Raw genomic sequence first — 19,391 nt, 5'->3', positions numbered from 1 at the left:
CCAATGAGGTTTTTAAATAATGACACAACCAAATATTGGATAATTAAACAAAAGCCAATTAGCATGGGAATGTTTAAAGCTATAAGATCATTTTTAGGATGTACATTTTTGCTTATTACTTGTGTGTTTGGGCAAGCCCCGGATACATCATTAAACTACAATGTTAAAAATTTTGGAGCCAGAGGCGATGGTAAGCAGTTAGATCATAAGGCAATTAACAAGGCTATTGAAAACTGCTATGCTCATGGTGGCGGAACGGTTTACATACCAGCCGGGAAATACCTTTGTGGCAGCATAAGGCTTAAAAGCAATATAAATTTGTATATCGATGCAGGAGCTGTTATAGTTGGAGCACCCGCTGATAGTAATGCTTATGATAGCCCTGAAGCCTTTACAGATACTGCTTACCAGGACGGCGGCCACACGTATTTCCATAACAGCTTAATATGGGGAGAACACCTGAGCAATGTATCTATTACGGGGCGCGGTATGATTGATGGCGGCGGTTTAACTAAAATGGATACAGAACATGAAGGCGACTTACGAGGTGGTTCTATTGGAACGGGCGATAAAGCCATTGCTTTAAAACTATGCAATAATGTTTTGATCAGAGATATTACCATTTTTCATGGTGGACACTTCGCCATAATATTAACAGGCTGCGATCTGACTACACTGGATAACCTAACCATTGATACGAATCGTGATGGCATTGATATTGATTGTTGTACTAATACGCTGGTATCTAACTGCAAGGTTAACTCGCCTGGAGACGATGCTATCTGTCCCAAAAGTTCTTATGCATTGAATAAACCTGTACTGACAGAAAATCTAATTATAACCAATTGTCAGGTATCTGCTTTTGAGGAAGGAACATTGCTTGATGGACGGAGGATACCAAGGAAAGTGAGTAAGATGAATTGGTCTGGGGGGCGTATAAAATTTGGCACAGAATCAAACGGTGGATTTAGAAATTGCGTGGTATCTAATTGTACCTTTTGGTATTGTAATGGATTGGCGCTGGAAGTGGTAGACGGTGGTACTATGGATAATATTGTTGTGTCTAACATTACCATGCAGCATGTTAATTGCTACCCAATATATGTCACGCTTGGCCAAAGAAATCGCGGGCCTAAAGCAACCACCAAAATGGGCGTAGTAAAAAATATAACAATTAGCAATATCTACGTCATTGACGCAGATAATTTTAGTGGGATTCAACTTACAGGTATGCCAGGATATCCCCTCGAAAATATTACGCTTCATCATATTAACATACAATACAGAGGAGGGGGAACAAAGGCCCAGGGAGAAATGGAATTTCCAGAACTTGGCAAAGGATACCCAGAGCCGTATGTTTTGGGTACTAATCCTGCATATGGCTTGTATGCAAGGCATATAAAAGCGCTGCAATTATATGATATTACGTTTAACACAATAAAACAGGATGATCGGCCCGGGGTTATTTGCCACGATATTAAGGGGCTTGATATTGACAGGATGAAAATGCCTGAGACTAAAGGCAATGAGTTGTTTAAATTTAAAGATGTTACCCATTTAACGATAGATGGAGCGACTTCTGTAGCCAAAACATTACTAAGAAATTAAAAAACGTTAACGGGATATATGCTAATCACATGCCCATCATTTTACGGGGTGAATGTTGATATCGGAATGAAACTAAAAGGACAAATGGAAATATTACTTGAAAAAATCTTACCCAAAAAAGAATTAAAGCCCGGTTAATCGACATAGTAGCCTATGCTTCTGATGCCGGTTTTTATTATCTGCGTCCTAAAGCAATCGTTTTACCCGATCAGAACAGGAGGTGATTGAACTTTTAATGTTCTCCCGCCAGTATCAGGTTCCGTTAGTTTTCAGGGCTGCAGGAACAAGCTTATCAGGACAGGCAATAACCGACGGCATTTTGGTTGATTTGAGTCAACATTGGGATAAAATCATTATTGAAAAAAATGGCGAACAGGTGCGGGTACAACCCGGCGCGATCGGTGCTCACGTTAACACTTACTTAAAAAAATACAGTAAAAAAATAGGCCCAGACCCGGCAAGTATTAATTCGGCCATGATAGGTGGTATTATTTCTAATAACTCCAGCGGAATGTGTTGTGGTGTCAGTAAAAACTCATATCACACCACCAAATACCTTAGGTTCATCTTGCCAAATGGCATGACTTTTTCAACAGAAAAGGAAAGCGATTATATGCGGTTCAAGGTAGATTGCGCGCATATTTATCATAAAATAAAATTATTAAGATATCAGTTGCAGGAGAATAAGGATGCACTTGCCCTAATCCGTAAAAAGTACCGAACCAAAAACACGGTCGGTTATTCAGTAAATGCTTTTATAGATTTTGAGCATCCACTGGACATTTTAGCCCATCTGTTAATTGGTGGCGAAGGTACGTTAGGCTTTATTGCAGAAGCGGTCATGGATACTGTACCTGATTATCCCTTAAAATCAACGGCCTTACTATATTTTCCAGACATGCATGCCGCCTGCAAAGCTATTATACCTTTAATCGGGTCAGGCGCAGAGGCTGTTGAATTAATGGATCGTGCTTCACTTAGATCCATTGAACATATTACAGGAATGCCTGCCATTATCAAACAATTGCCAGAAAAATCTGCCGCGCTTTTAGTAGAATACCAGGGATACAATACTCAAGAAGTTAATGCTAAAGTAAGTCAATTTGACTTGCTTGCGAAGGAGCTACTGTTAGAAGGAGCTACTGTTATTGGAGTCGCCGGTTTTTACCGCTATTCCAGCAGAGCAGGATTTGCTTTGGAAAGTGCGAAAGGGCATGTTTCCTTCTGTCGGAGCCGTTAGGGCAAGTGGAACAACTGTTATACTGGAAGACATTGCTTTCCCTCTAGCGACTTTGGGCGATGCGATCTCTGATTTGCAACAATTATTTATTAAACATAATTATCATAACGCGATCATCTTTGGCCATGCCAAAGATGGTAATATTCATTTTGTTGTTACCCAGGCATTTGATACTGCTGCGGAGGTTGAGCGGTACAATGGCTTTTTAAACGATGTAGTTAGCCTTGTCGTAAAAAAATATCAGGGGACGCTTAAAGCGGAGCATGGCACCGGGCGAAATATGGCTCCCTTCGTTGAGACTGAATGGGGCGGCGTGATCTATCAGGTGATGAAGGAATTGAAGGCTGTGATTGATCCTGAAAACTTGCTTAATCCCGGTGTGATAATTAATACGGATAAAATAGCCCATATTAAAAACCTGAAAGATTTGCCACAAGTGGAAGAGGAAGTTGACCGTTGTACGGAATACGGTTTTTGTGAGCAAAAATGCCCAAGTCGGAATATTACCTTAACACCTCGCAAACGTATAGTAGTCAGACGCGAACTGTTAAAGCTAAAAAGAAGAGGTGGTAAGAAGCAATATAACAAACTATTGGATGAGTACCAATACGATGGATTAGATACCTGCGCCGTTGATGGCCTTTGCGCCACCGCCTGCCCGGTTGATATTAATACTGGGGATTTGGTCAAACGCTTGCGCAGAGAAAATCATTCTGAAATAGCCAATTCGATTGCCTTACTAAGCGCTGAAAACTTTAAATCAGTTAATTAGTTTGGTTCGATTTGCTTTGAAGTCTGGCATAGCATTGAATAGGTTGTTGGGCATAAATACAATGCATCGTTTAACCAAGACTGTTAAAAGAGCTGTCCCTGCATTTCCGTTGTGGTCAATTGGCTGTCGCCAACTGCACACCCAAATCGCGACAGTAAACGCACTTTGATCTTAGTGTGGTTTACTTCCCAGCCTGTATTTCCAGGGTAATGGGTGAAACGGAAAATACCCGGAATACCGTGATGGAAACTTTTTTTAATGTATCTGCAAAGGCTAAAATCAACGTGATTATACCGATGGAGATAAACAAACATTGCTGCGGGCAAATTTATTCCTCGAAAGGGTTTAAAGATGCTTTCGCTTTTATGGCGAACGAAACAGTAAGTAAATTGTGGGACACCACTCAACAAGGTAAGTTTCCAGTTGTATTGGATATCAGTTCTTGTACACAAACCCTTATGCATTGCCGCTCAATCTTCTCTGAAGTAAATAAAGAACGATATGATGCACTTACCATAATTGACAGCATTGATTACCTACATGATTACATTATGATAAATACAACTGTTACTCAAAAGAAGGGGGCAATTGTGCTTCACCCGGTTTGTTCGTTGAAGAAAATGCCCGGCACGGAAGATAAATTATATAAAATTGCTGCCCGCTTTGCCGATAAAGTTATTTATCCGTTCCATGCTGGGTGTTGTGGCATGGCAGGAGACCGGGGCTTTTTACACCCTGAACTTACATTTAGCGCAACTTTGGCTGAAGCTAAAGAAGTGAAAAATGTGAATTGTGATGGCCACTATTCATCGTCAAAAACTTGTGAAATAGCTTTATCTGACGCTATTGGGCAACATTATGTATCAATATTAAATTTGGTAGACGAGTGTTGTAGTTAACTAATGTTATGTTCTCATTTAACTAACAAAATTTAGAATGGTAGTAAAATTGAATTAACTATGTAAAAACTCTTTAAAACACTTAACTTTTTATATCAGACACCATCAAAGCAGTACCTGGAGGCACTGACGGATCTGGACCTGCTGATCCTGAAAAAAGACGCAATAAATGCTTTGTTTGATAAATACAAGATTTGGGAACGGTTTGGCAGATTGATCATAGAAAAGGTCTTTTGCAATGCGGAAGCTAAACGTAAGAAGATCATCGCGACCACCCACGAGGAGCAGTATCGCGATTTCGCGAGTGATTACCCGCAAATAGTCCAACAAGTGCCGCAATACTATATCGCTTCTTATTTGGGCTTAAGCCCTGAGCATCTTAGCAGGATACGAAAGAAAGCTTAAACCGTTTTTGTTAAGTATCGCTGAAAGCATAATGAATGCCCGAACCCCGGGTCCTAAAGGATCTTACTGTCGATGGAGAATAAAGTAATTTAATGCGCCTAGTTCGGCTCACCGGTGATAGCGACCACTTTTCCTTTGATGTTATTTTCCATAGATCAAAGGTCAATTAATAAGATGACCAAAAGTTAGCCTGAACCGTCGAAATTGTAGCCGAAAACCCGAACCCGTTGCGCTGTATAAAGGTCCGCCTGATCATTTATACAGATATTATCTGGATAAATGCTGCTGATCACTCGACTGTTTTAGAATAATCGCACGCAAACGTTCTTCATGTGCATCTCCCCAACTACCAATACTGGAAATCACAGGAATCAACGTTTGTCCGAAATCCGTCAAACTGTATTCTACTTTTGGTGGCATCACCGGGTAAATCACCCTGGTAACCAGTTCATGTTCTTCCAGTTCTTTTAACTGCAGGTTCAGAACACGCCGGGAAGCATCCGGGATCTTGCGCTGTAGTTCGCTGGGGCGTTTATACCCCTCATTGATGAACCACAATAACCTGATCTTCCACTTCCCATACAGTACCTCAGCGATCAGGTCGAGGCCGCAGTTAAGGTTGGGCAATGTCTTCTTTTCATACATAGTACAAATGTAACGCTATGTTTAGCTGCTTACAATATGGGAATAATTTATCCCTATCCGAATCGTAACACCGTACTTGCATGGACCGCACATACTACGGAGATTTGAACAAAACAAAATTGATATGGAACAGCAATTTAATTATAATAATGAGTTAAGTGGCAAAATAGCCCTGGTAACCGGTGGTACCAAGGGTGCGGGTAAGGCAATTGCCGGGCGATTGCTGAGCGCGGGCGCGACTGTCATCATCACGGCAAGGAATCAACCGGACGAACCCAATGAAGGCCTGCATTTTATTGCCGCCGATATGAGTAAGCCACAGGATACTCAAAACGTAGTTAAAGAAGTGCTGAGCACCTATAGCCGGCTTGATATCCTGATCAATAACCTGGGCTCTTCCGAAACACCGGGCGGCGGCTTCGCGGTGTTAACGGACGAAGATTGGGAGTCGACCATCCGCACCAACCTGCTGGCACCTGTGCGCCTTGACCGGGAGTTTTTGCCGCAGATGCTGGAACGTGGTAAGGGGGTCATCATTCACATCGCTTCTATCCAGGGCAGGTTGCCATTATATGATTCTACATTGCCATATGCGGCTGCTAAAGCGGGCCTTATCAATTACAGCAAGAGCTTATCTAACGAGGTTTCGCCCAAAGGCGTGCGCGTCTTAACAGTTTCACCGGGATGGATCAAAACCACATCAGCGATCAGAATGGTGGAGCGAATCTCCAAAAGTTCCGGCTCAACTATAGAAGAAGCCGAGAAAAGCATCATGGATGCCTTAGGCGGCATACCTTTTGGCAGGCCAGCCCAGCCGGAAGAAGTTGCTGAACTGGTAGGTTTCCTGGTTTCGCCGCGCGCCGGTTACCTTACCGGAACAGAATATGTGATTGATGGCGGAACGATACCTACAGTATAATTTACCAAAAAACAAAAGCATGAATTTACCAGCAGTAGTTGCCGCATTAGTGGAGGCACAAAATAATTTAGATCATAGCGCTTATGCTGATTGCTTTGACGAAGCCGCCATCGTTTATGACGAAGGCGAAACGCATAACGGCAAAGCCGAGATCAGGAAATGGATCGAACAGGCCAACAAAAAATATCAAACCCGGATGGAGCCGCTCAGTTTCACCCAAATTGGAGATGATACGGTGCTGGAGGCCAGGGTTTCGGGAACATTTGACGGAAGCCCTTTGGTTTTAAAATACCACCTGGAACTGGTAGGCGGACTGATCCAATCGCTAAAAGTGACCGGATGAACAAAGTAAATTTGACATGCTAAACAAAGCATAACGTTTAAAGAGCAGCTACCTTCGCTATTTAATACCCGTTTGACAGGCAGCGCAAAGGCACGCCTTCATCCGTTTACAAATTGATAACTTTATAGCATGGCTGTACAGCAACCCTTTCCTTTTGCCCGGATGATATGGACCGTCATTGAAGAGAAGTTTTTCAAGGATGAGATCATTTTGGAATTTCATTCGTTCGTTCGGATCATTTCAGGCGAAATGAAGGTGATCCAGGCCGACCGGTCCTATACTTTTGGAGCGGGAAGCACTTTGCTTTTTCCGCGCAACCAGTTGTCGGCGGTGATCAAGCAGCCTAAAGACGGCAGGCTATACAAGGCCGTTGTGCTGGGTTTAACGGTGGAGCGATTAAAGTCCTTCTACGCGAAAAACCAGCCAGTGCTTTCGGACCGGCCGGTCACCCATCAGGTTAGGATATTTGACGGGCACCCGTTGCTGGAGAGCTTCTTTACCTCATTGCTTCCTTATTTCGACCTGGAGCAGCAGCTGCCGGAAAGTGTTGCTGCGTTGAAAGTAGAGGAAGCGATTGCGATCCTGCGCTTTATTGATCCCGGCACGGACAGTTTGCTGGCGGACTTTTCAGAACCGGGCAAGATCAACCTGCCCGAGTTTATGGAGAAGCATTATATGTTTAATATGCCCATGGAAAAGTTCGGCTATCTCACCGGCCGCAGCTTATCCACTTTTAACCGGGATTTTAAAAAGTCGTTCCATAATACCCCGCAAAAATGGCTCACGCAAAAACGCCTGGAACTGGCGCATTATCAGCTGGCCGAAAAACATAAAAGGGCGGTGGATATCTACCTCGAGGCCGATTTTGAGAACCTTTCCCATTTCTCTTATGCCTTTAAAAAACATTTCGGCTATACGCCGACGGACCTGATGAACAGCTGATTTTTGGATGGTTTCCTATATTTGTTCAAACGACTGCTTGCTTCCAGCCGGATTTCCTGCACGCTTTTTTTTCGGCCAGGCTTAGCCCATTCTTTAAGTTCCGCCCGGTTGAAGTAAAGTCTTTTTCCGGGTTTGCTGACAGGTATTTCTTTACGGCTGGCCTTGTTATATAATGATGCAACGGAAACCTTAAGAAATTCAGCGGCTTCCTTAATGTCCAGTAATTCATGTTCATCATCCTCTTTTGGTTGCAGATTTAGAACCATCAATTCAATCTGCTCCACTTTTTCGAAGAGCAGACGCACTACTTCAGGAAGTTCATTAAAATTAAAAGGCTCCATATTACCGCAATATGGAGGCCTTTTGATGATAAGATTAACGAGTTATTCAGTACTACCGCTATTTTACCAATTTTTTAGACTGGGCCCGCCAACTTCAGCGAACGCTTTTTTAGGGTTATTCCTTGTAAAGCAAATAATCGAAAAGGCTATCCTTCTGTTCTTTTGAATGAAGCGCATAATGCTGTGAATGGCTGTAAGATCTGTCACCGACACTTTTGCGACTATTAGGTGCACCCGCCAACAACAGGTATGCCTTTTGGTTATACGTCGAATGATCAGGCTAACAATTTCTTTAGATAGTTATAGCTATTGGTGATATTTTGGAGCGGTTGCGGCGCCTGGTCTTGCTCCACAAAAAAGTACTTCATTCCGGCATCTTTAGCATGGTCGAACGCACTTTTAAAGTCAACTATGCCCGTGCCTACTTCGGCAGGCGCTTTGTTTATTTTGTCCATGTCCTTGGCGTGCCACAGTGGGAATCTGCCGGGGTGCTGCTTAAACAATTCTTTAGGATCCTGACCGGCTTTGGTGGCCCAGCCCAGGTCCAGTTCCATTTTTACAAGATCTTTGTCAGTATTCGATAAGATATAATCAAACGGGCGGTGCCCTTCAACCAAATCGAACTCTGTAGCATGGTTATGATAAGCGAACTGGATCCCAGCTTTTTTACAAGCTTCGCCGGTTTTGTTAAAAATTTCTACGGCTGTTTTCATCTCGTCCAAACTACCTACCGGGATGCTGGCACACACCAGGTAACTAAGACCTCCTTCGGCAGACTCGTCCACTAACTTCTGGTAGTCGTTTTTAAGAGTGGGCATTGAAGCAATGTACTTAAAACGCTCCATCATCTGCTTAGCCTTGGCATCGTCACCGCCCATGTTCTTTTTTATCATCGCTTCCAGCTTCGCCATTTCAAAAGGCGCACCTGATACGTGATTAGATCGCCAATGCAGGCCCAGGTCTTTTGTAATTGCTTTGAACTCCTTTGGCGTGTAACCATAGTACGAGCCTTTGGGTGATCCGGCCGACTCCAGTTCTTTGAAACCAATACCGGCTACTTTTTGCAAAGTCCCTTTTGCGTCGGCTACCATCAGATCCGATAGGGTATACAACTGGATGCCAATGTTATTCTTATATCCGGGTGCATTAATCAAGCCCGCACGACTTAATTTTGGAAGTAGTAAGCCGCCCAATGCCGCTGCTCCCGTCAATTTTAAAAAGGATCTTCTGTTTGTCATGATTAGTTTTAAATTATTATTACAATTCCTTATTATTTAACATCACTGAATTTAACGCTGGATACCGACATCAGCGGCTCCAACGGTTTTGCCTTCGCATTTTTGAATACAAAATAAATAGTATGCTCACCGGTAATTGTGGGGATATCAATTTTGGTTGCCATACCGCCCATTAGTTTGGCATAATCGGCCATGCTTGGTCCTTTTGTCTTTTTAGCCGGGGATGCTGCTTTAGACCCACCCTTGGTTTGCATGGCGTTAGCTGCGTTCATTAAAGCGGCAAAAGGGTTCACGGCTTTTACCTCGGCGTTTCCTAATAACTGGCCGCCGGGTTTATCCAGGTGCACCTCCAGGGTCCCGCCAACAAACCCCTGCATTGGGTTGGCAGTAGCCATTATAGCCACCTGCCGTACGCTGGTAAGGTCGATGTTTTTGTATGCGAAATACCCGTTGTTTTTAGGCCTTATGTTGGTTGTTACGGTAAACATAGCTTCAACCACCTTAGCTGCATTATGGATGATATCTGCAGCTCCGGGGCTGTATTGCGGGCTGTGTAATTGAATAACCTTTTCAGTTGTTAATGCAGGTACCGATGTAGCTCCCTTATCCGTATAAGCCGCCCGGATAATCACAATACCTGCGCCGGCATCGTCAGCAGGCAGTTTTTCGGTATAAGTTCCCGCTAATGGCAGGGTACTGATGTTTTTATCGGCAGAACTCAGGATATAATTGGTGATGGTACGCGCGTCGGCTAAACTCATGGCCGGGTGTGCCGGCATGTTTACCTCGCCCCATACGCCGCCGCCGCCCTTACGGATCTTTTTAGACAAGCTGTCCAATGCCCAGGCATATCTGTCTTTATATTTTTCGGCTATAGCGGTAAACATGGGCCCTACCGATTTACTGTTTATATTATGGCAATTGCGGCAATCGCTTTTTGACATCAAGACCGTTGCAACAGCAAAGCGGGTAGAAGCATCGACACTGCGCTGCTGCTGTGTTACTTCGGCCATATCAAAACCTTCCGATACATAATCTATGCTAACGGCAACCTGCTTCGGATCAACCTTACCATCTTCTTTATCGGTAACCTTCACATCGTAATTAATAGGCTTGCCCGGGAAAAACATGGTTTTGTTGCTGTTTAGCGTTAACACCACGGCGGGAGGCTCGTTACCGGCAACTATCTTTAAAGACTTGCTATTTTTAGCGCCCGAGGGGTCTTTAACGGTGAGCAGTATATTGTAAACGCCGGTTTTATCAAGCGTAAGGTTTGTATTTGAATCTTTCAGCGTTTGTATGGTTTTGCCCATGGCGTCTTTTATAGCCCATTCGTAATCCAGTTTGTCCCCGTCATAATCTTTTGTACCGGCAGAAGATAAGTTTACTTTTAACGGAACAGTACCACCTGTAACATTTGAGGATGCATTTACAATTGGAACGCGGTTGCCACTGTTGTAGTGGATGCGTACCAGCTTGGCGTTTTCGCTTTTACGGAACCAGTTGCTGCCATATTCCAGCACATACAGATCGCCGTTAGCGCCAAATTTGATATCAATCGGTTCTACAGGATGATAGTCAGGTAAAAATTGCTCCATCCCTGCATAGGCGCCGTTTTCGTTCATCTTTATCGACATGATCCATCCGCGGGTAAGGTCAGCCGCTATCCATTTTCCTTCATAGTAGGATGGAAAGGAACTCTTAGCATTTTTAAAATTGTCCTGGTGGTAGATAGGCCCTCCAACCGCGCAGCGCCCGCCACTACCAACCTTAGGGAACTTTTCGGAAACCCCGTACGGATAAGATATAAATGCAGGCTGTGCCGGCGGCAGCTCGGTAAGGCCCGTATTGTTCACCGACTTATTAATGGGATGTGCAGGATCCTGCGGCGGGTGCACCGTATTTGTTTTATAATTATACATTGGGTAGCCTACGTTTTCCCCGATAAAATAAGGCCAGCCAAAATACCCGGCCTTGCGGGCCTGGTTTAGTTCATCCCGTCCGGCTCGCGTGGTTTTGCTATCTTCACTCGCATCGGGCCCAACTTCGCCCCAATACAAAAAGCCGGTTTTACTGTCCACAGATGGTCGCCATGGGTTGCGATCTCCCATTACATAAATTTCAGGCCGGGTCTTAGGGGTTCCTTTAGGGAAAAGGTTACCGTCCGGAATAGTATAGCTTCCATTTGCTTCGGGGTGAATGCGAAGTATTTTGCCTCTCAGGTCATTGGTATTACCGCTGCTGCGTTGGTCGTCCCAACTGGTGCGGTCAGGCCGTTCGTCAGTCTGCGATTTATCAGCCACGTTGCCTGTATTGTTACCAACGGTAATAAACAGGTTCGCGTCGGCATCCCAGGTCATGCCTCCGCCTGTATGGCAGCATACCTCACGTTGTTTTGGTATTTCCAGCAAAACCTTTTCGGAGCCTGCAATCAGTTTATCGCCGCGCAGTTCCCAACGGCTCAGCACATCTTTCTTTCCCCTGGTGGATGAGTAGAACAGGTAGGCCCAATGATTCTCGTCAAATTTAGGATCGATAGTAAAGCCGATGAAGCCCTCTTCGGCCTCGGTGACCACGCCTTGTGCGCTGGTATATTTAGTATTTACCGGGATGGTGGATACAAGAGTTACTGAATTGGTAGCAGGATCGTACAATTTCAGGCCGCCTTTGCGCTCATTAATATAAACCTGCCCATTATTCAGTACCTCAAAATTCATCGGCTCGTCCAGGTCTCCTGTTTTGGTAAGTGCAATCGGCGTAAACCGGTTATCATCAGGTTTTTTCCCATCATCTTTTACCTTATTCCCGGTACAGGAATGAAGCAAAAAACAAGCTGCGATAAGTGCGGGCTGCAGGTATCGGGCGCGGTGGCGCAGTTTACGTGAAAATAGCAACATATTGGTTAGTTTAATCGGTTTTAAGGCGCAGGCAACTTACCGGCCATGTTTAACACCTAATATTAAGTTGGGTGCGAGACAGGCTGATAATCAATTGAAATCATTTATTGAAATTCAATTAATGAACGAATGTATAAATTTCTAATTACATTTGTTAAAAATCAATAAATAATTTTTTTCAGTGAAGACCATAGAGGAGTTCCGCAAATTCATTTTGAAAGGCCATGTGGATTACCGGCCAAACCTGGTTGTTGATTGTGCTATATTCGGGTATGATGGCGAGCAATTGCTGGTGCTGCTGGTTAAAGATAAAATTGTGACCAAATGGTGTTTGCCCGGCGGATATATTCTTAAAAACGAAAACCTTGAACAAGCCGCCGCCCGTGTCACAGATGAACGCACCGGGATAGCGAGCCTGTTTCTGCAACAGTTTAAAACCTTTGGCGATGTAGGACGTAATGGTAACCGCGGATCATGGGATGAAGATGAATTTACTGAGCTTTTGGGCGTTAAAATAGATGGTGACAGCTGGCTGAGCGGCGAAACAGCGTCCGTCGGCTTTTATGCTATCACCGATATTTTAAATGCGCAGCCCAGTACCGATTTCCTGTCGAGTGAGTGTCGGTGGTTCCCTGTAAATTACTTACCACCCCTGGGATTTGACCATGAGGATATGTTGAAGGAGGCCTTGCTTGCCATGCGCATGCACCTGTACCATTACCCCATAGGCAAGGCCTTGTTACAGCAAAAATTTACGCTTAAAGAGATTAAGCAGCTGTACGAGGTACTCTCCGGAAAAAAACTTAATGCTACCAATTTTCCCATCAAGCTGCAATCGCTGGGCCTGTTAACCAAACTTCAGGAAAAGAAAAGCATTGGCGGGCACCGTTCGCCGACCTATTATAAATTCGAGAATGAAGCGTACGAAAAAGCTTTGAATGAGGGGTTGGTACTGGTCTGATTATGTTCCTTATATGAAACCTATCCTACCGATACGAAATCGGATGTTCTACCGGAAGTTTTAAATAATAAAGCCTTTCAACATATTGTTGAAAGGCTTGTGACCGTTAGACCACAATTTTCGAACTTTTTTATGGAAGATTTGAAGAAAGTGGCTTCTATAAACATTCAATTGTAAAAGGCTAATCATGTTGAAAATTGAGCACATTTAACAATTAAATGTTTCGCCCAATTACTTAAGTGATATACTGCGCAGCCTGACCGGGCAAACCACCTGGCAGCATATTCACGAAAAACTCATTGAGAAAGCAAAGGCATTGCTGACCACCACGCCCTTATCCATCAGTGAGATCGCCTACGCTTTAGGTTTTGAATGCCCCCAATCGTTCAATAAACTGTTCAAAAATAAAACCAATGTCTCGCCATCTGCGTTCAGGCAATCGTTTAACTGACATTCTGAGCAAAATAAAATTGACCGGCTAAGCAAAGCTGGGCCTCTTGTATCGCCTTACTTTTACGTTTTAACATAAAAGAAATGAGAGCAATAATTTTAAAAGAGATCGGCGGGCCCGAAAACCTGATACTGGCCGATGTACCGGTACCTATAATACTGGATAATGAAGTACTTGTACAGGTAAAGGCAATCAGCATCAATCCCGTGGACGCATTTGTTAGAAGAACCAAAGAGGCTTTGGATTGGGTCTATAGCTACAAAGGTACTGAAGAACATATCATTCTGGGCTGGGACGTTGCCGGCGTGGTGACAGAAACAGGCAAAGCGGTTACCAAATTCAAAAAAGATGATGAGGTATTCGGTAACTTCAAATTTGTCGGTCAGGCCAATGCTTATGCGGAATACGTAGCGGCACCGGAGACCGAATTGGTACTAAAACCGGCCAATGTGAGCTTTGAAGCTGCAGCCGGCGCCACTATGGCGGCCATGACGGCCTGGATGTCTTTGGTGAATGTGGGCAAGATCAAAAAAGGCGACAAGGTGATCATCCATGGCGCATCGGGCGGTGTAGGACATTATGCCGTTCAGTTCGCCAAACATTTCGGCGCTTATGTGATTGGTATCGCCTCGGAAACGAACCGGGACTTTGTGCTGGGGTTAGGCGCAGATGAATTTATCGATTACAAAACGCAATTTTTTGAAGAGCTTGTAAACGATGCCGACCTGGTACATGATACGGTTTGGAGCGATGACGACAAACATATCGAGCGTTCCCTGAAAGCTTTGAAACCGGGAGGAACTTTATTGAGCCTGATCGTCTACCCGGATCAGGAATTCATCGGTAAAGCCAAAGCCGAGAAAAATGTCAGCGTGCTGCGGGTGAATGTGAGCCCGAGTGCAACTTACGAACAGGATATGGAATATATCGCCCGGCTATTATCTTCTGGTGAAGTAAAAACGCATATTTCACACATCTTCCCTTTAGAGGAGATGCACAAGGCCCATGCCATTATCCAAACCAAAAACACGGTCGGAAAGATCATTGTAACCCCTTAAAAACTATCAGATGTTAAATTCATTAATTGTCCGGCTTAATGCCGCCGCTACGGTCAACCCGCGCGATTGGGAGGCCTTCAAACAGATGGTGACGGAAACCAAGGTCATTGTCGCCGGCGAGGGCCCGGGCAAGGTACTGACCCATGAATGTTACTACGATCCTGAAATCTTCCAGTGCCTGATCGTGGAAGCCTATGCTAATGAGCAGGCGTTTTTAGCTCATCTGGAACTGATCAGGCCGTTGTCGGAAAAATATCAGGTGGACTGGAAGCTGACGCGCCTGGAACTTCTTGGGCCGTATTCGGCAGCTGTGGTAGCGGTAATGAAGCAGGGCGGGAAAGATACAGCATTCATTCACTACGGAGAGACCCTGCCATAATAAAAGCAATCATCCGCACAATTAAACTGATGCGGATGATTTTTAGGCACCAAGTTGCTTTAAACTTCTTTGTTTTATTGAACAAAAAACCTTTACAAAAATCATCATGAAGTTTTTTCAGGTTAAAAATATTTTTGCCGCTCAGTCTTTCTGCGAATGGGAAGCTACCGGCGGTTAGTGCCGGATTTAATTTATTGAAATACAACGGGGGCCGTATAAGCCCCCGTTGTCTCCTCAGGCGACCGGATGTTTGATCCCGATCTGGCCGTTGACCCTCCAAAAGGCCTGCTTTGCGAAGCAGTAATGACCTCATGCGGTGAGCCCAGCTCAAATAGTGGTGTCAGATAACTCCGTAGTCCTTGCAATAAGCAATAGGTTGTTCGTTCTTTGTAAATCCCAATGCATTTCTGATTTGATTAAGCCGTTTCTCCACACTGCTTTGGCTTGATGCGCGCGCACCCAGGTCTTTCAGGTAAGCAGGGATGTTTTTTGCAATATGCCCTGGACAAGCTGAGAAAGGATCATGATATCATATTCGGTAAAGTCGAAGGTGTTTTTATTCCTGACGACCTGCTGGAATTCAATAGGGACGTATCTTTTGTTTTTGGAGATCGCTTCGGTAGCGTCTTTGAGGTCGCTGGCGTCCGTCCGGTCCGGAATATGCATTCTGCCGGCATTTTCTCAAATTTTCGACAACTTTTATTTGCCGGCGGTGTTATCAAAAGGCACCAGCCAGGGAAACTTTATGAGCAATCCTTTTAAAAAGATAGCCGATAACTCTAAGGAAACATCTAAAAAATGGGAAAATACAAAGACCGCGTCAACACTTAATACGGTAGTCTGCCCGCGCTGCGGCGCACCCCGACCGGTAAACACCAACGTTGGCACCTGCGATTATTGCCACTATAAATTCATGAACGTTGAGGTAATGGTAACCCGTAAACCCGATCATGTATGAAGGAGCAGTTAATTGCCCGCTGGGATGCCTTTCTCGATAAAATGCGCGCCCGCTTCAACGAATCGTTAACCTATGGCGAACAAGCCGTGCTGGATGCACTTGATGAAACGACTATGATTACTATGGCGCATACCGCGTACTGCAGGGCGCACGCTCGCAGATGTATGACGATCTGGTACAAAAAGTAAGCGAAACCTGGCAGCAACAGGTAGAACCCCTTATGCGGGCCGACGGTGATTACTGGCCCGAAGAATCACATAAAGCCTATCATTTTACCGAATGGATGAACGGGCAGATAGAATTATGGTTAATCCTGACAGAAGGCCATCTTTCTAAAAAATATTACGATCATACCATACAACTCATCAACTGTAACTTCTTTTGTACGCAGTGTAATTCACCCATCGAAGTACAAAAGGATTTTTTTATGGCCCAATACGTTACCTGTAAGTATTGCAACGCGGTAAACACCTTTGAACCCGAAACCAAATACGTAACCATTGGCTGGAATGTAGTGAACAACATTGCCGCCCTTAACGCTTTTGACGAATACAAAGCCATACAAGCTGCCCGTACCAAAGGCGGCGACGGATACGAAAAGGCGATGCGCAGCTACTACGAAAAATACTTTGACGAACGTATAAAACTGTTGCCCCGTACCGCGGCCACCCGGCAGCAGGATACGGAGGCTGAAATAAAAAAACATCTATAAACCAAAACATATATCTGATGGAAACAATTAACGGAGTAACATTTGAAGAATATGCTGCAGCCTGCGGTAACCTGACACAAGGTATGCCCGAACAAAAGATAATGGAAATATTAGAGCTTGAAAAACCTGTCTGGGATGAAACTGTAGATAAATGGAACAACCGCCTGGGTGAACTTATGACCGAAGACATGGCTTATGCCACCCGTTACGGCGAGCTGTTTGCCAATCCCGTTGCCGCCGCTTTTACGGGGTGGAAGGCGGCGCTGCCTCAAAAGACGAGATATTGCAACTGGCGCCCGATTATGAAACCTATCAAAAAATATTCTGGCATCAATCTGTTGCGGCAGAACATGGGGTAGACCCGGTTACCGTGCTCGAAAGCTATTGTATCGACCTGGGCAAATGGGGTAGCCTTAACATGCATTATCAGAATAATCTGTTAGACCATACCGAGCCTGATTATGCACAGAAATATCAATACTTTACCGGCCTGCAGGATAAATGGCGCAACCATTTTCAAGAAGAATACAGCAGCAGCAAAAGTGATCTTTCTGGCGATATAAATTTTTAACAGTATGGGTTTGATCAGCGCAACCAAAAATCAGTTCCGCTCGGTATTACAGTGGGACGATCCGCAGGAGTGGGAGATCTTTCGCCAGTACAAAAAGCGTAACGATGAGATCAAGAACCTGTCGAAACTGGTATTGCAGCCCGGACAGGGTTGTATATTTACCTGGCTTATTTCAGATAAGTCCTGTAAAAATCCGTGAACTTCTCCACAGCCTTATCTACATAATCGGGATTATCATACAAGTCAAAATGCTACGCTCCTTCCATTACCAACAGGTCTTTATGGGTTGATGCCGCCCGTTCATATAACTCCTGCCCATCCTTGTTAGAACCAAAAGCCCCTTGCTTGCTTCCCACGACTATTTGCAGAGGATGCGTAAGCAGCATTTCTACCAGGTAAAAAGCATCAAATGCCATAACAGCGTCCATGCTTATAAAACGCATTTTGTTCTGCCAGTTAGGATGTTGCCCTCTGGGCGTGCGATAGTACTGGTAGGCTTCGCGTAAGTCAATATCGGTCTCCGTTTTATAATTGTCCGGTATCCAGGGTATGATCATGGGCGCCGCGCCACGCGCTTCAGCGGTACGTTGTTTTGCAATTTCCTCAAGGCTTGCGATCGTTGCGTCTCTTCCACCCGCACGGTTTTTGCGGCCGCCTTAATACGTCGCTCCGTCATTGCTGCGCTGACAGCGTAGCCGCCACCTGCGCAGATGCCCAGCACACCGATGCGGTTTTCATCTACATAAGGAAGCGTCGTCAGATGATCAATGGCACCGCGTATATCTTCGACACGTGCTATCGGATCTTCCTTATATCGGGGTTCACCGCCGCTTTCGCCCTGGTATGAGGCATCTATAGCAATAGTGACGAATCCATTTTCCGCCAGTTTTCTCGCATAAGTACCCGCAGTTTGTTCTTTGGTGCCACCTGCCGGAGGGATAGTAATAATGGCTGCATACTTATGTGCATCGAACCAAGCGGAATAATAGATGTTACCTGCGACCTTAATCCCGATCTTGTTCATGAAGGAAGTCTTTTTCAGCGCTACGCCATCTTTATTAGTAATCTGTGCGCTGAGACCACTACATATTTGATTTCATTACCGGTGTAAATATAATGACGCACTTGTTCTGTACTATCCCAATTAGTAAATGTCGCATGGTCTATTTTAAATGTAATGATTTTCGCAGTTTCGTTAACCCTATATTTACCATAATGCGCGTTGCTTTCCTGTATTAACTCTGCACTTCTTCAGCGGTAGCCGTGTTCTTATCGCCCGATGCCACCTTAATTCTGCCTGCTTTATAGATCTGTATAGCATAGTTTGCATCCTTGTCAAACATCAGCATGCCTTTGGGATTTTCTCCATACGGATGTACTCGACTGCCGTCAGGGTATAAGTAGTAACTTTTAGGTAGTACCAAATTTGTCTGGTTTTGATTTAATTTACGGCATGGCTGTAGATAATTCAAAGGAGCGGGATATGGGATTCTCGAAAGAGGCTGTTGAAAAGCTTGCGACCCGGATCCAGTCTATCAGAAAGCTAAAGGGTTACGATAATTATGAGCGCTTTGCTTATGATCATAATATTCCCAGGGCGCAGTTCGGCCGCTATGAAAAAGGGCAGGACCTGCAGTTCACTTCTTTGGTCAAGGTCGTTAAGGCCTTTGATATGACCCTTGTGGAATTTTTTAGTGAGGGCTTCGATAATTTAACCTGATCGTTGCCCGCTCCATAATTGGCCAGCGTAGTGAAGCGGGCACATTAATTCTTCAATTTCCCTTTCTGTGGTCAAAGGGGCTGCCTGGCAATGCGCTGAATACCAGTTGCTTGTATTTTATTAAATTTTTATCTGCTTATTGCTTGCTTTGCACGTTCTTGTTTGTATATTAGAAAACCTTAACGCTAATTCACATGAACACAATTTTACCTTCTTTTTTAGCCGGTTATCGCCGCCGGTTACTACTTGCCTCACTTTTTATAAGAATCACAGCTCGTAATTCCTGACCGTTTTTTATTTCTCCCGAACGGAGCATGGTTACGCATTTTTAA

At 44.5% G+C, this 19,391-nt stretch carries 26 protein-coding genes and 1 pseudogene; 18 read left to right on the top strand and 9 right to left on the bottom strand.

All coding sequences use genetic code 11. The features are described from left to right. Positions 1 to 3: 3 nt before the first annotated feature. From WC743_RS05620 to WC743_RS05605, 4 genes are all read left to right on the top strand, one after another. Positions 4 to 1,608, top strand: coding sequence for a glycoside hydrolase family 28 protein (locus tag WC743_RS05620; protein WP_373010867.1), 1,605 nt, complete (start codon positions 4 to 6; stop codon positions 1,606 to 1,608). Between the two features lie 220 nt (positions 1,609 to 1,828). Further along, entirely contained in the window at positions 1,829 to 2,848 is a 1,020-nt protein-coding gene (locus tag WC743_RS05615; RefSeq protein ID WP_373010866.1) for an FAD-binding oxidoreductase, read from the top strand. Continuing rightward, the gene (locus WC743_RS05610; protein WP_373010865.1) at positions 2,823 to 3,620 is read left to right on the top strand and encodes an FAD-binding and (Fe-S)-binding domain-containing protein; all 798 of its coding nucleotides are present in this window, start codon (positions 2,823 to 2,825) and stop codon (positions 3,618 to 3,620) included. Before WC743_RS05615 ends, WC743_RS05610 begins: the two co-directional genes overlap by 26 nt. A gap of 209 nt (positions 3,621 to 3,829) precedes the next feature. Next, entirely contained in the window at positions 3,830 to 4,519 is a 690-nt protein-coding gene (locus tag WC743_RS05605) for a heterodisulfide reductase-related iron-sulfur binding cluster (protein WP_373010864.1), read from the top strand. 672 nt (positions 4,520 to 5,191) lie between these two features. On the opposite strand, the gene WC743_RS05600 is transcribed toward WC743_RS05605, so the two are convergent. Further along, positions 5,192 to 5,569: a winged helix-turn-helix transcriptional regulator gene (locus tag WC743_RS05600; protein WP_373010863.1), complete on the bottom strand. Its 378-nt coding sequence runs from the start codon at positions 5,567 to 5,569 to the stop codon at positions 5,192 to 5,194. Between the two features lie 124 nt (positions 5,570 to 5,693). Between WC743_RS05600 and WC743_RS05595 the strand changes: the two genes are divergently transcribed. From WC743_RS05595 to WC743_RS05585, 3 genes are all read left to right on the top strand, one after another. Further along, positions 5,694 to 6,488, top strand: coding sequence for an SDR family oxidoreductase (locus WC743_RS05595; protein WP_373010862.1), 795 nt, complete (start codon positions 5,694 to 5,696; stop codon positions 6,486 to 6,488). 19 nt (positions 6,489 to 6,507) lie between these two features. Then, the gene (locus tag WC743_RS05590; protein WP_373010861.1) at positions 6,508 to 6,831 is read left to right on the top strand and encodes a nuclear transport factor 2 family protein; all 324 of its coding nucleotides are present in this window, start codon (positions 6,508 to 6,510) and stop codon (positions 6,829 to 6,831) included. 129 nt (positions 6,832 to 6,960) lie between these two features. Then, positions 6,961 to 7,773 carry a helix-turn-helix domain-containing protein gene (locus WC743_RS05585; protein WP_373010860.1) on the top strand — a complete coding sequence of 271 codons (813 nt, stop codon included), beginning with the start codon at positions 6,961 to 6,963 and terminating at the stop codon, positions 7,771 to 7,773. Here the strand turns inward: WC743_RS05585 and WC743_RS05580 are convergent. From WC743_RS05580 to WC743_RS05570, 3 genes are all read right to left on the bottom strand, one after another. Continuing rightward, entirely contained in the window at positions 7,743 to 8,114 is a 372-nt protein-coding gene (locus tag WC743_RS05580) for a helix-turn-helix domain-containing protein (RefSeq protein ID WP_373010859.1), read from the bottom strand. The two genes, WC743_RS05585 and WC743_RS05580, sit on opposite strands and share 31 nt — an antisense overlap. A 275-nt stretch (positions 8,115 to 8,389) precedes the next feature. Further along, a complete protein-coding gene (locus tag WC743_RS05575; RefSeq protein ID WP_373010858.1) occupies positions 8,390 to 9,352 on the bottom strand; it encodes a sugar phosphate isomerase/epimerase family protein in 963 nt (320 codons plus the stop codon). 32 nt (positions 9,353 to 9,384) lie between these two features. Continuing rightward, a complete protein-coding gene (locus WC743_RS05570; protein ID WP_373010857.1) occupies positions 9,385 to 12,249 on the bottom strand; it encodes a PQQ-dependent sugar dehydrogenase in 2,865 nt (954 codons plus the stop codon). 181 nt (positions 12,250 to 12,430) lie between these two features. Between WC743_RS05570 and WC743_RS05565 the strand changes: the two genes are divergently transcribed. The 4 genes and pseudogenes from WC743_RS05565 (at position 12,431) to WC743_RS05550 (ending at position 15,098) form a co-directional block, all read left to right on the top strand. Next, positions 12,431 to 13,210 carry an NUDIX domain-containing protein gene (locus WC743_RS05565; protein ID WP_373010856.1) on the top strand — a complete coding sequence of 260 codons (780 nt, stop codon included), beginning with the start codon at positions 12,431 to 12,433 and terminating at the stop codon, positions 13,208 to 13,210. A 211-nt stretch (positions 13,211 to 13,421) separates the two neighbouring features. Continuing rightward, positions 13,422 to 13,661 (top strand): annotated as a pseudogene (locus tag WC743_RS05560) (helix-turn-helix domain-containing protein); the annotation flags it as partial. Between the two features lie 83 nt (positions 13,662 to 13,744). After that, on the top strand, positions 13,745 to 14,719 hold the full coding sequence (locus tag WC743_RS05555) for an NADP-dependent oxidoreductase (protein ID WP_373010855.1): 975 nt from the start codon (positions 13,745 to 13,747) through the stop codon (positions 14,717 to 14,719). Between the two features lie 10 nt (positions 14,720 to 14,729). Beyond that, a complete protein-coding gene (locus tag WC743_RS05550; protein ID WP_373010854.1) occupies positions 14,730 to 15,098 on the top strand; it encodes a hypothetical protein in 369 nt (122 codons plus the stop codon). A gap of 468 nt (positions 15,099 to 15,566) precedes the next feature. Here the strand turns inward: WC743_RS05550 and WC743_RS05545 are convergent, their stop codons facing one another. Then, positions 15,567 to 15,764: a hypothetical protein gene (locus tag WC743_RS05545; protein WP_373010853.1), complete on the bottom strand. Its 198-nt coding sequence runs from the start codon at positions 15,762 to 15,764 to the stop codon at positions 15,567 to 15,569. 79 nt (positions 15,765 to 15,843) lie between these two features. Here WC743_RS05545 and WC743_RS05540 point away from each other — a divergent pair, with 79 nt between their 5' ends. Genes WC743_RS05540 through WC743_RS05515 form a run of 6 tightly spaced genes read left to right on the top strand, consistent with a single transcriptional unit; the run spans position 15,844 to position 17,538 of the window. Continuing rightward, positions 15,844 to 16,056 carry a hypothetical protein gene (locus tag WC743_RS05540; protein ID WP_373010852.1) on the top strand — a complete coding sequence of 71 codons (213 nt, stop codon included), beginning with the start codon at positions 15,844 to 15,846 and terminating at the stop codon, positions 16,054 to 16,056. After that, on the top strand, positions 16,053 to 16,244 hold the full coding sequence (locus tag WC743_RS05535; protein WP_373010851.1) for a hypothetical protein: 192 nt from the start codon (positions 16,053 to 16,055) through the stop codon (positions 16,242 to 16,244). Before WC743_RS05540 ends, WC743_RS05535 begins: the two co-directional genes overlap by 4 nt. Further along, the gene (locus tag WC743_RS05530; protein WP_373010850.1) at positions 16,217 to 16,768 is read left to right on the top strand and encodes a hypothetical protein; all 552 of its coding nucleotides are present in this window, start codon (positions 16,217 to 16,219) and stop codon (positions 16,766 to 16,768) included. Before WC743_RS05535 ends, WC743_RS05530 begins: the two co-directional genes overlap by 28 nt. A gap of 17 nt (positions 16,769 to 16,785) precedes the next feature. After that, positions 16,786 to 17,127 (top strand): hypothetical protein, encoded by a 342-nt coding sequence (locus WC743_RS05525; protein WP_373010849.1) that lies wholly within the window; start codon positions 16,786 to 16,788, stop codon positions 17,125 to 17,127. Then, positions 17,052 to 17,339, top strand: coding sequence for a hypothetical protein (locus tag WC743_RS05520; protein ID WP_373010848.1), 288 nt, complete (start codon positions 17,052 to 17,054; stop codon positions 17,337 to 17,339). Before WC743_RS05525 ends, WC743_RS05520 begins: the two co-directional genes overlap by 76 nt. Positions 17,340 to 17,343: 4 nt before the next feature. Next, complete coding sequence (locus WC743_RS05515; RefSeq protein ID WP_373010847.1) at positions 17,344 to 17,538, top strand: hypothetical protein; 195 nt, start codon at positions 17,344 to 17,346, stop codon at positions 17,536 to 17,538. 52 nt (positions 17,539 to 17,590) lie between these two features. Here the strand turns inward: WC743_RS05515 and WC743_RS05510 are convergent, their stop codons facing one another. From WC743_RS05510 to WC743_RS05495, 4 genes are read right to left on the bottom strand one after another with little or no spacing between them, the layout of a single operon-like run. After that, entirely contained in the window at positions 17,591 to 17,896 is a 306-nt protein-coding gene (locus tag WC743_RS05510) for a hypothetical protein (RefSeq protein ID WP_373010846.1), read from the bottom strand. Then, entirely contained in the window at positions 17,893 to 18,363 is a 471-nt protein-coding gene (locus tag WC743_RS05505) for an alpha/beta hydrolase (RefSeq protein ID WP_373010845.1), read from the bottom strand. Before WC743_RS05505 ends, WC743_RS05510 begins: the two co-directional genes overlap by 4 nt. A gap of 20 nt (positions 18,364 to 18,383) precedes the next feature. Then, complete coding sequence (locus tag WC743_RS05500; protein WP_373011203.1) at positions 18,384 to 18,575, bottom strand: lipocalin-like domain-containing protein; 192 nt, start codon at positions 18,573 to 18,575, stop codon at positions 18,384 to 18,386. Next, complete coding sequence (locus WC743_RS05495) at positions 18,575 to 18,763, bottom strand: lipocalin-like domain-containing protein (protein WP_373010843.1); 189 nt, start codon at positions 18,761 to 18,763, stop codon at positions 18,575 to 18,577. Before WC743_RS05495 ends, WC743_RS05500 begins: the two co-directional genes overlap by 1 nt. Before the next feature lie 29 nt (positions 18,764 to 18,792). Here WC743_RS05495 and WC743_RS05490 point away from each other — a divergent pair, with 29 nt between their 5' ends. After that, positions 18,793 to 19,059 carry an XRE family transcriptional regulator gene (locus WC743_RS05490; RefSeq protein WP_373010842.1) on the top strand — a complete coding sequence of 89 codons (267 nt, stop codon included), beginning with the start codon at positions 18,793 to 18,795 and terminating at the stop codon, positions 19,057 to 19,059. Positions 19,060 to 19,391 lie beyond the last annotated feature (332 nt).

Origin of the sequence: Mucilaginibacter sp., from assembly GCF_041660805.1 — a bacterium.
Lineage (GTDB): Bacteria > Bacteroidota > Bacteroidia > Sphingobacteriales > Sphingobacteriaceae > Mucilaginibacter.
The sequence above is the reverse complement of the archived record's forward strand: the minus strand, read 5'-3'. Positions and strand labels throughout refer to the sequence as shown.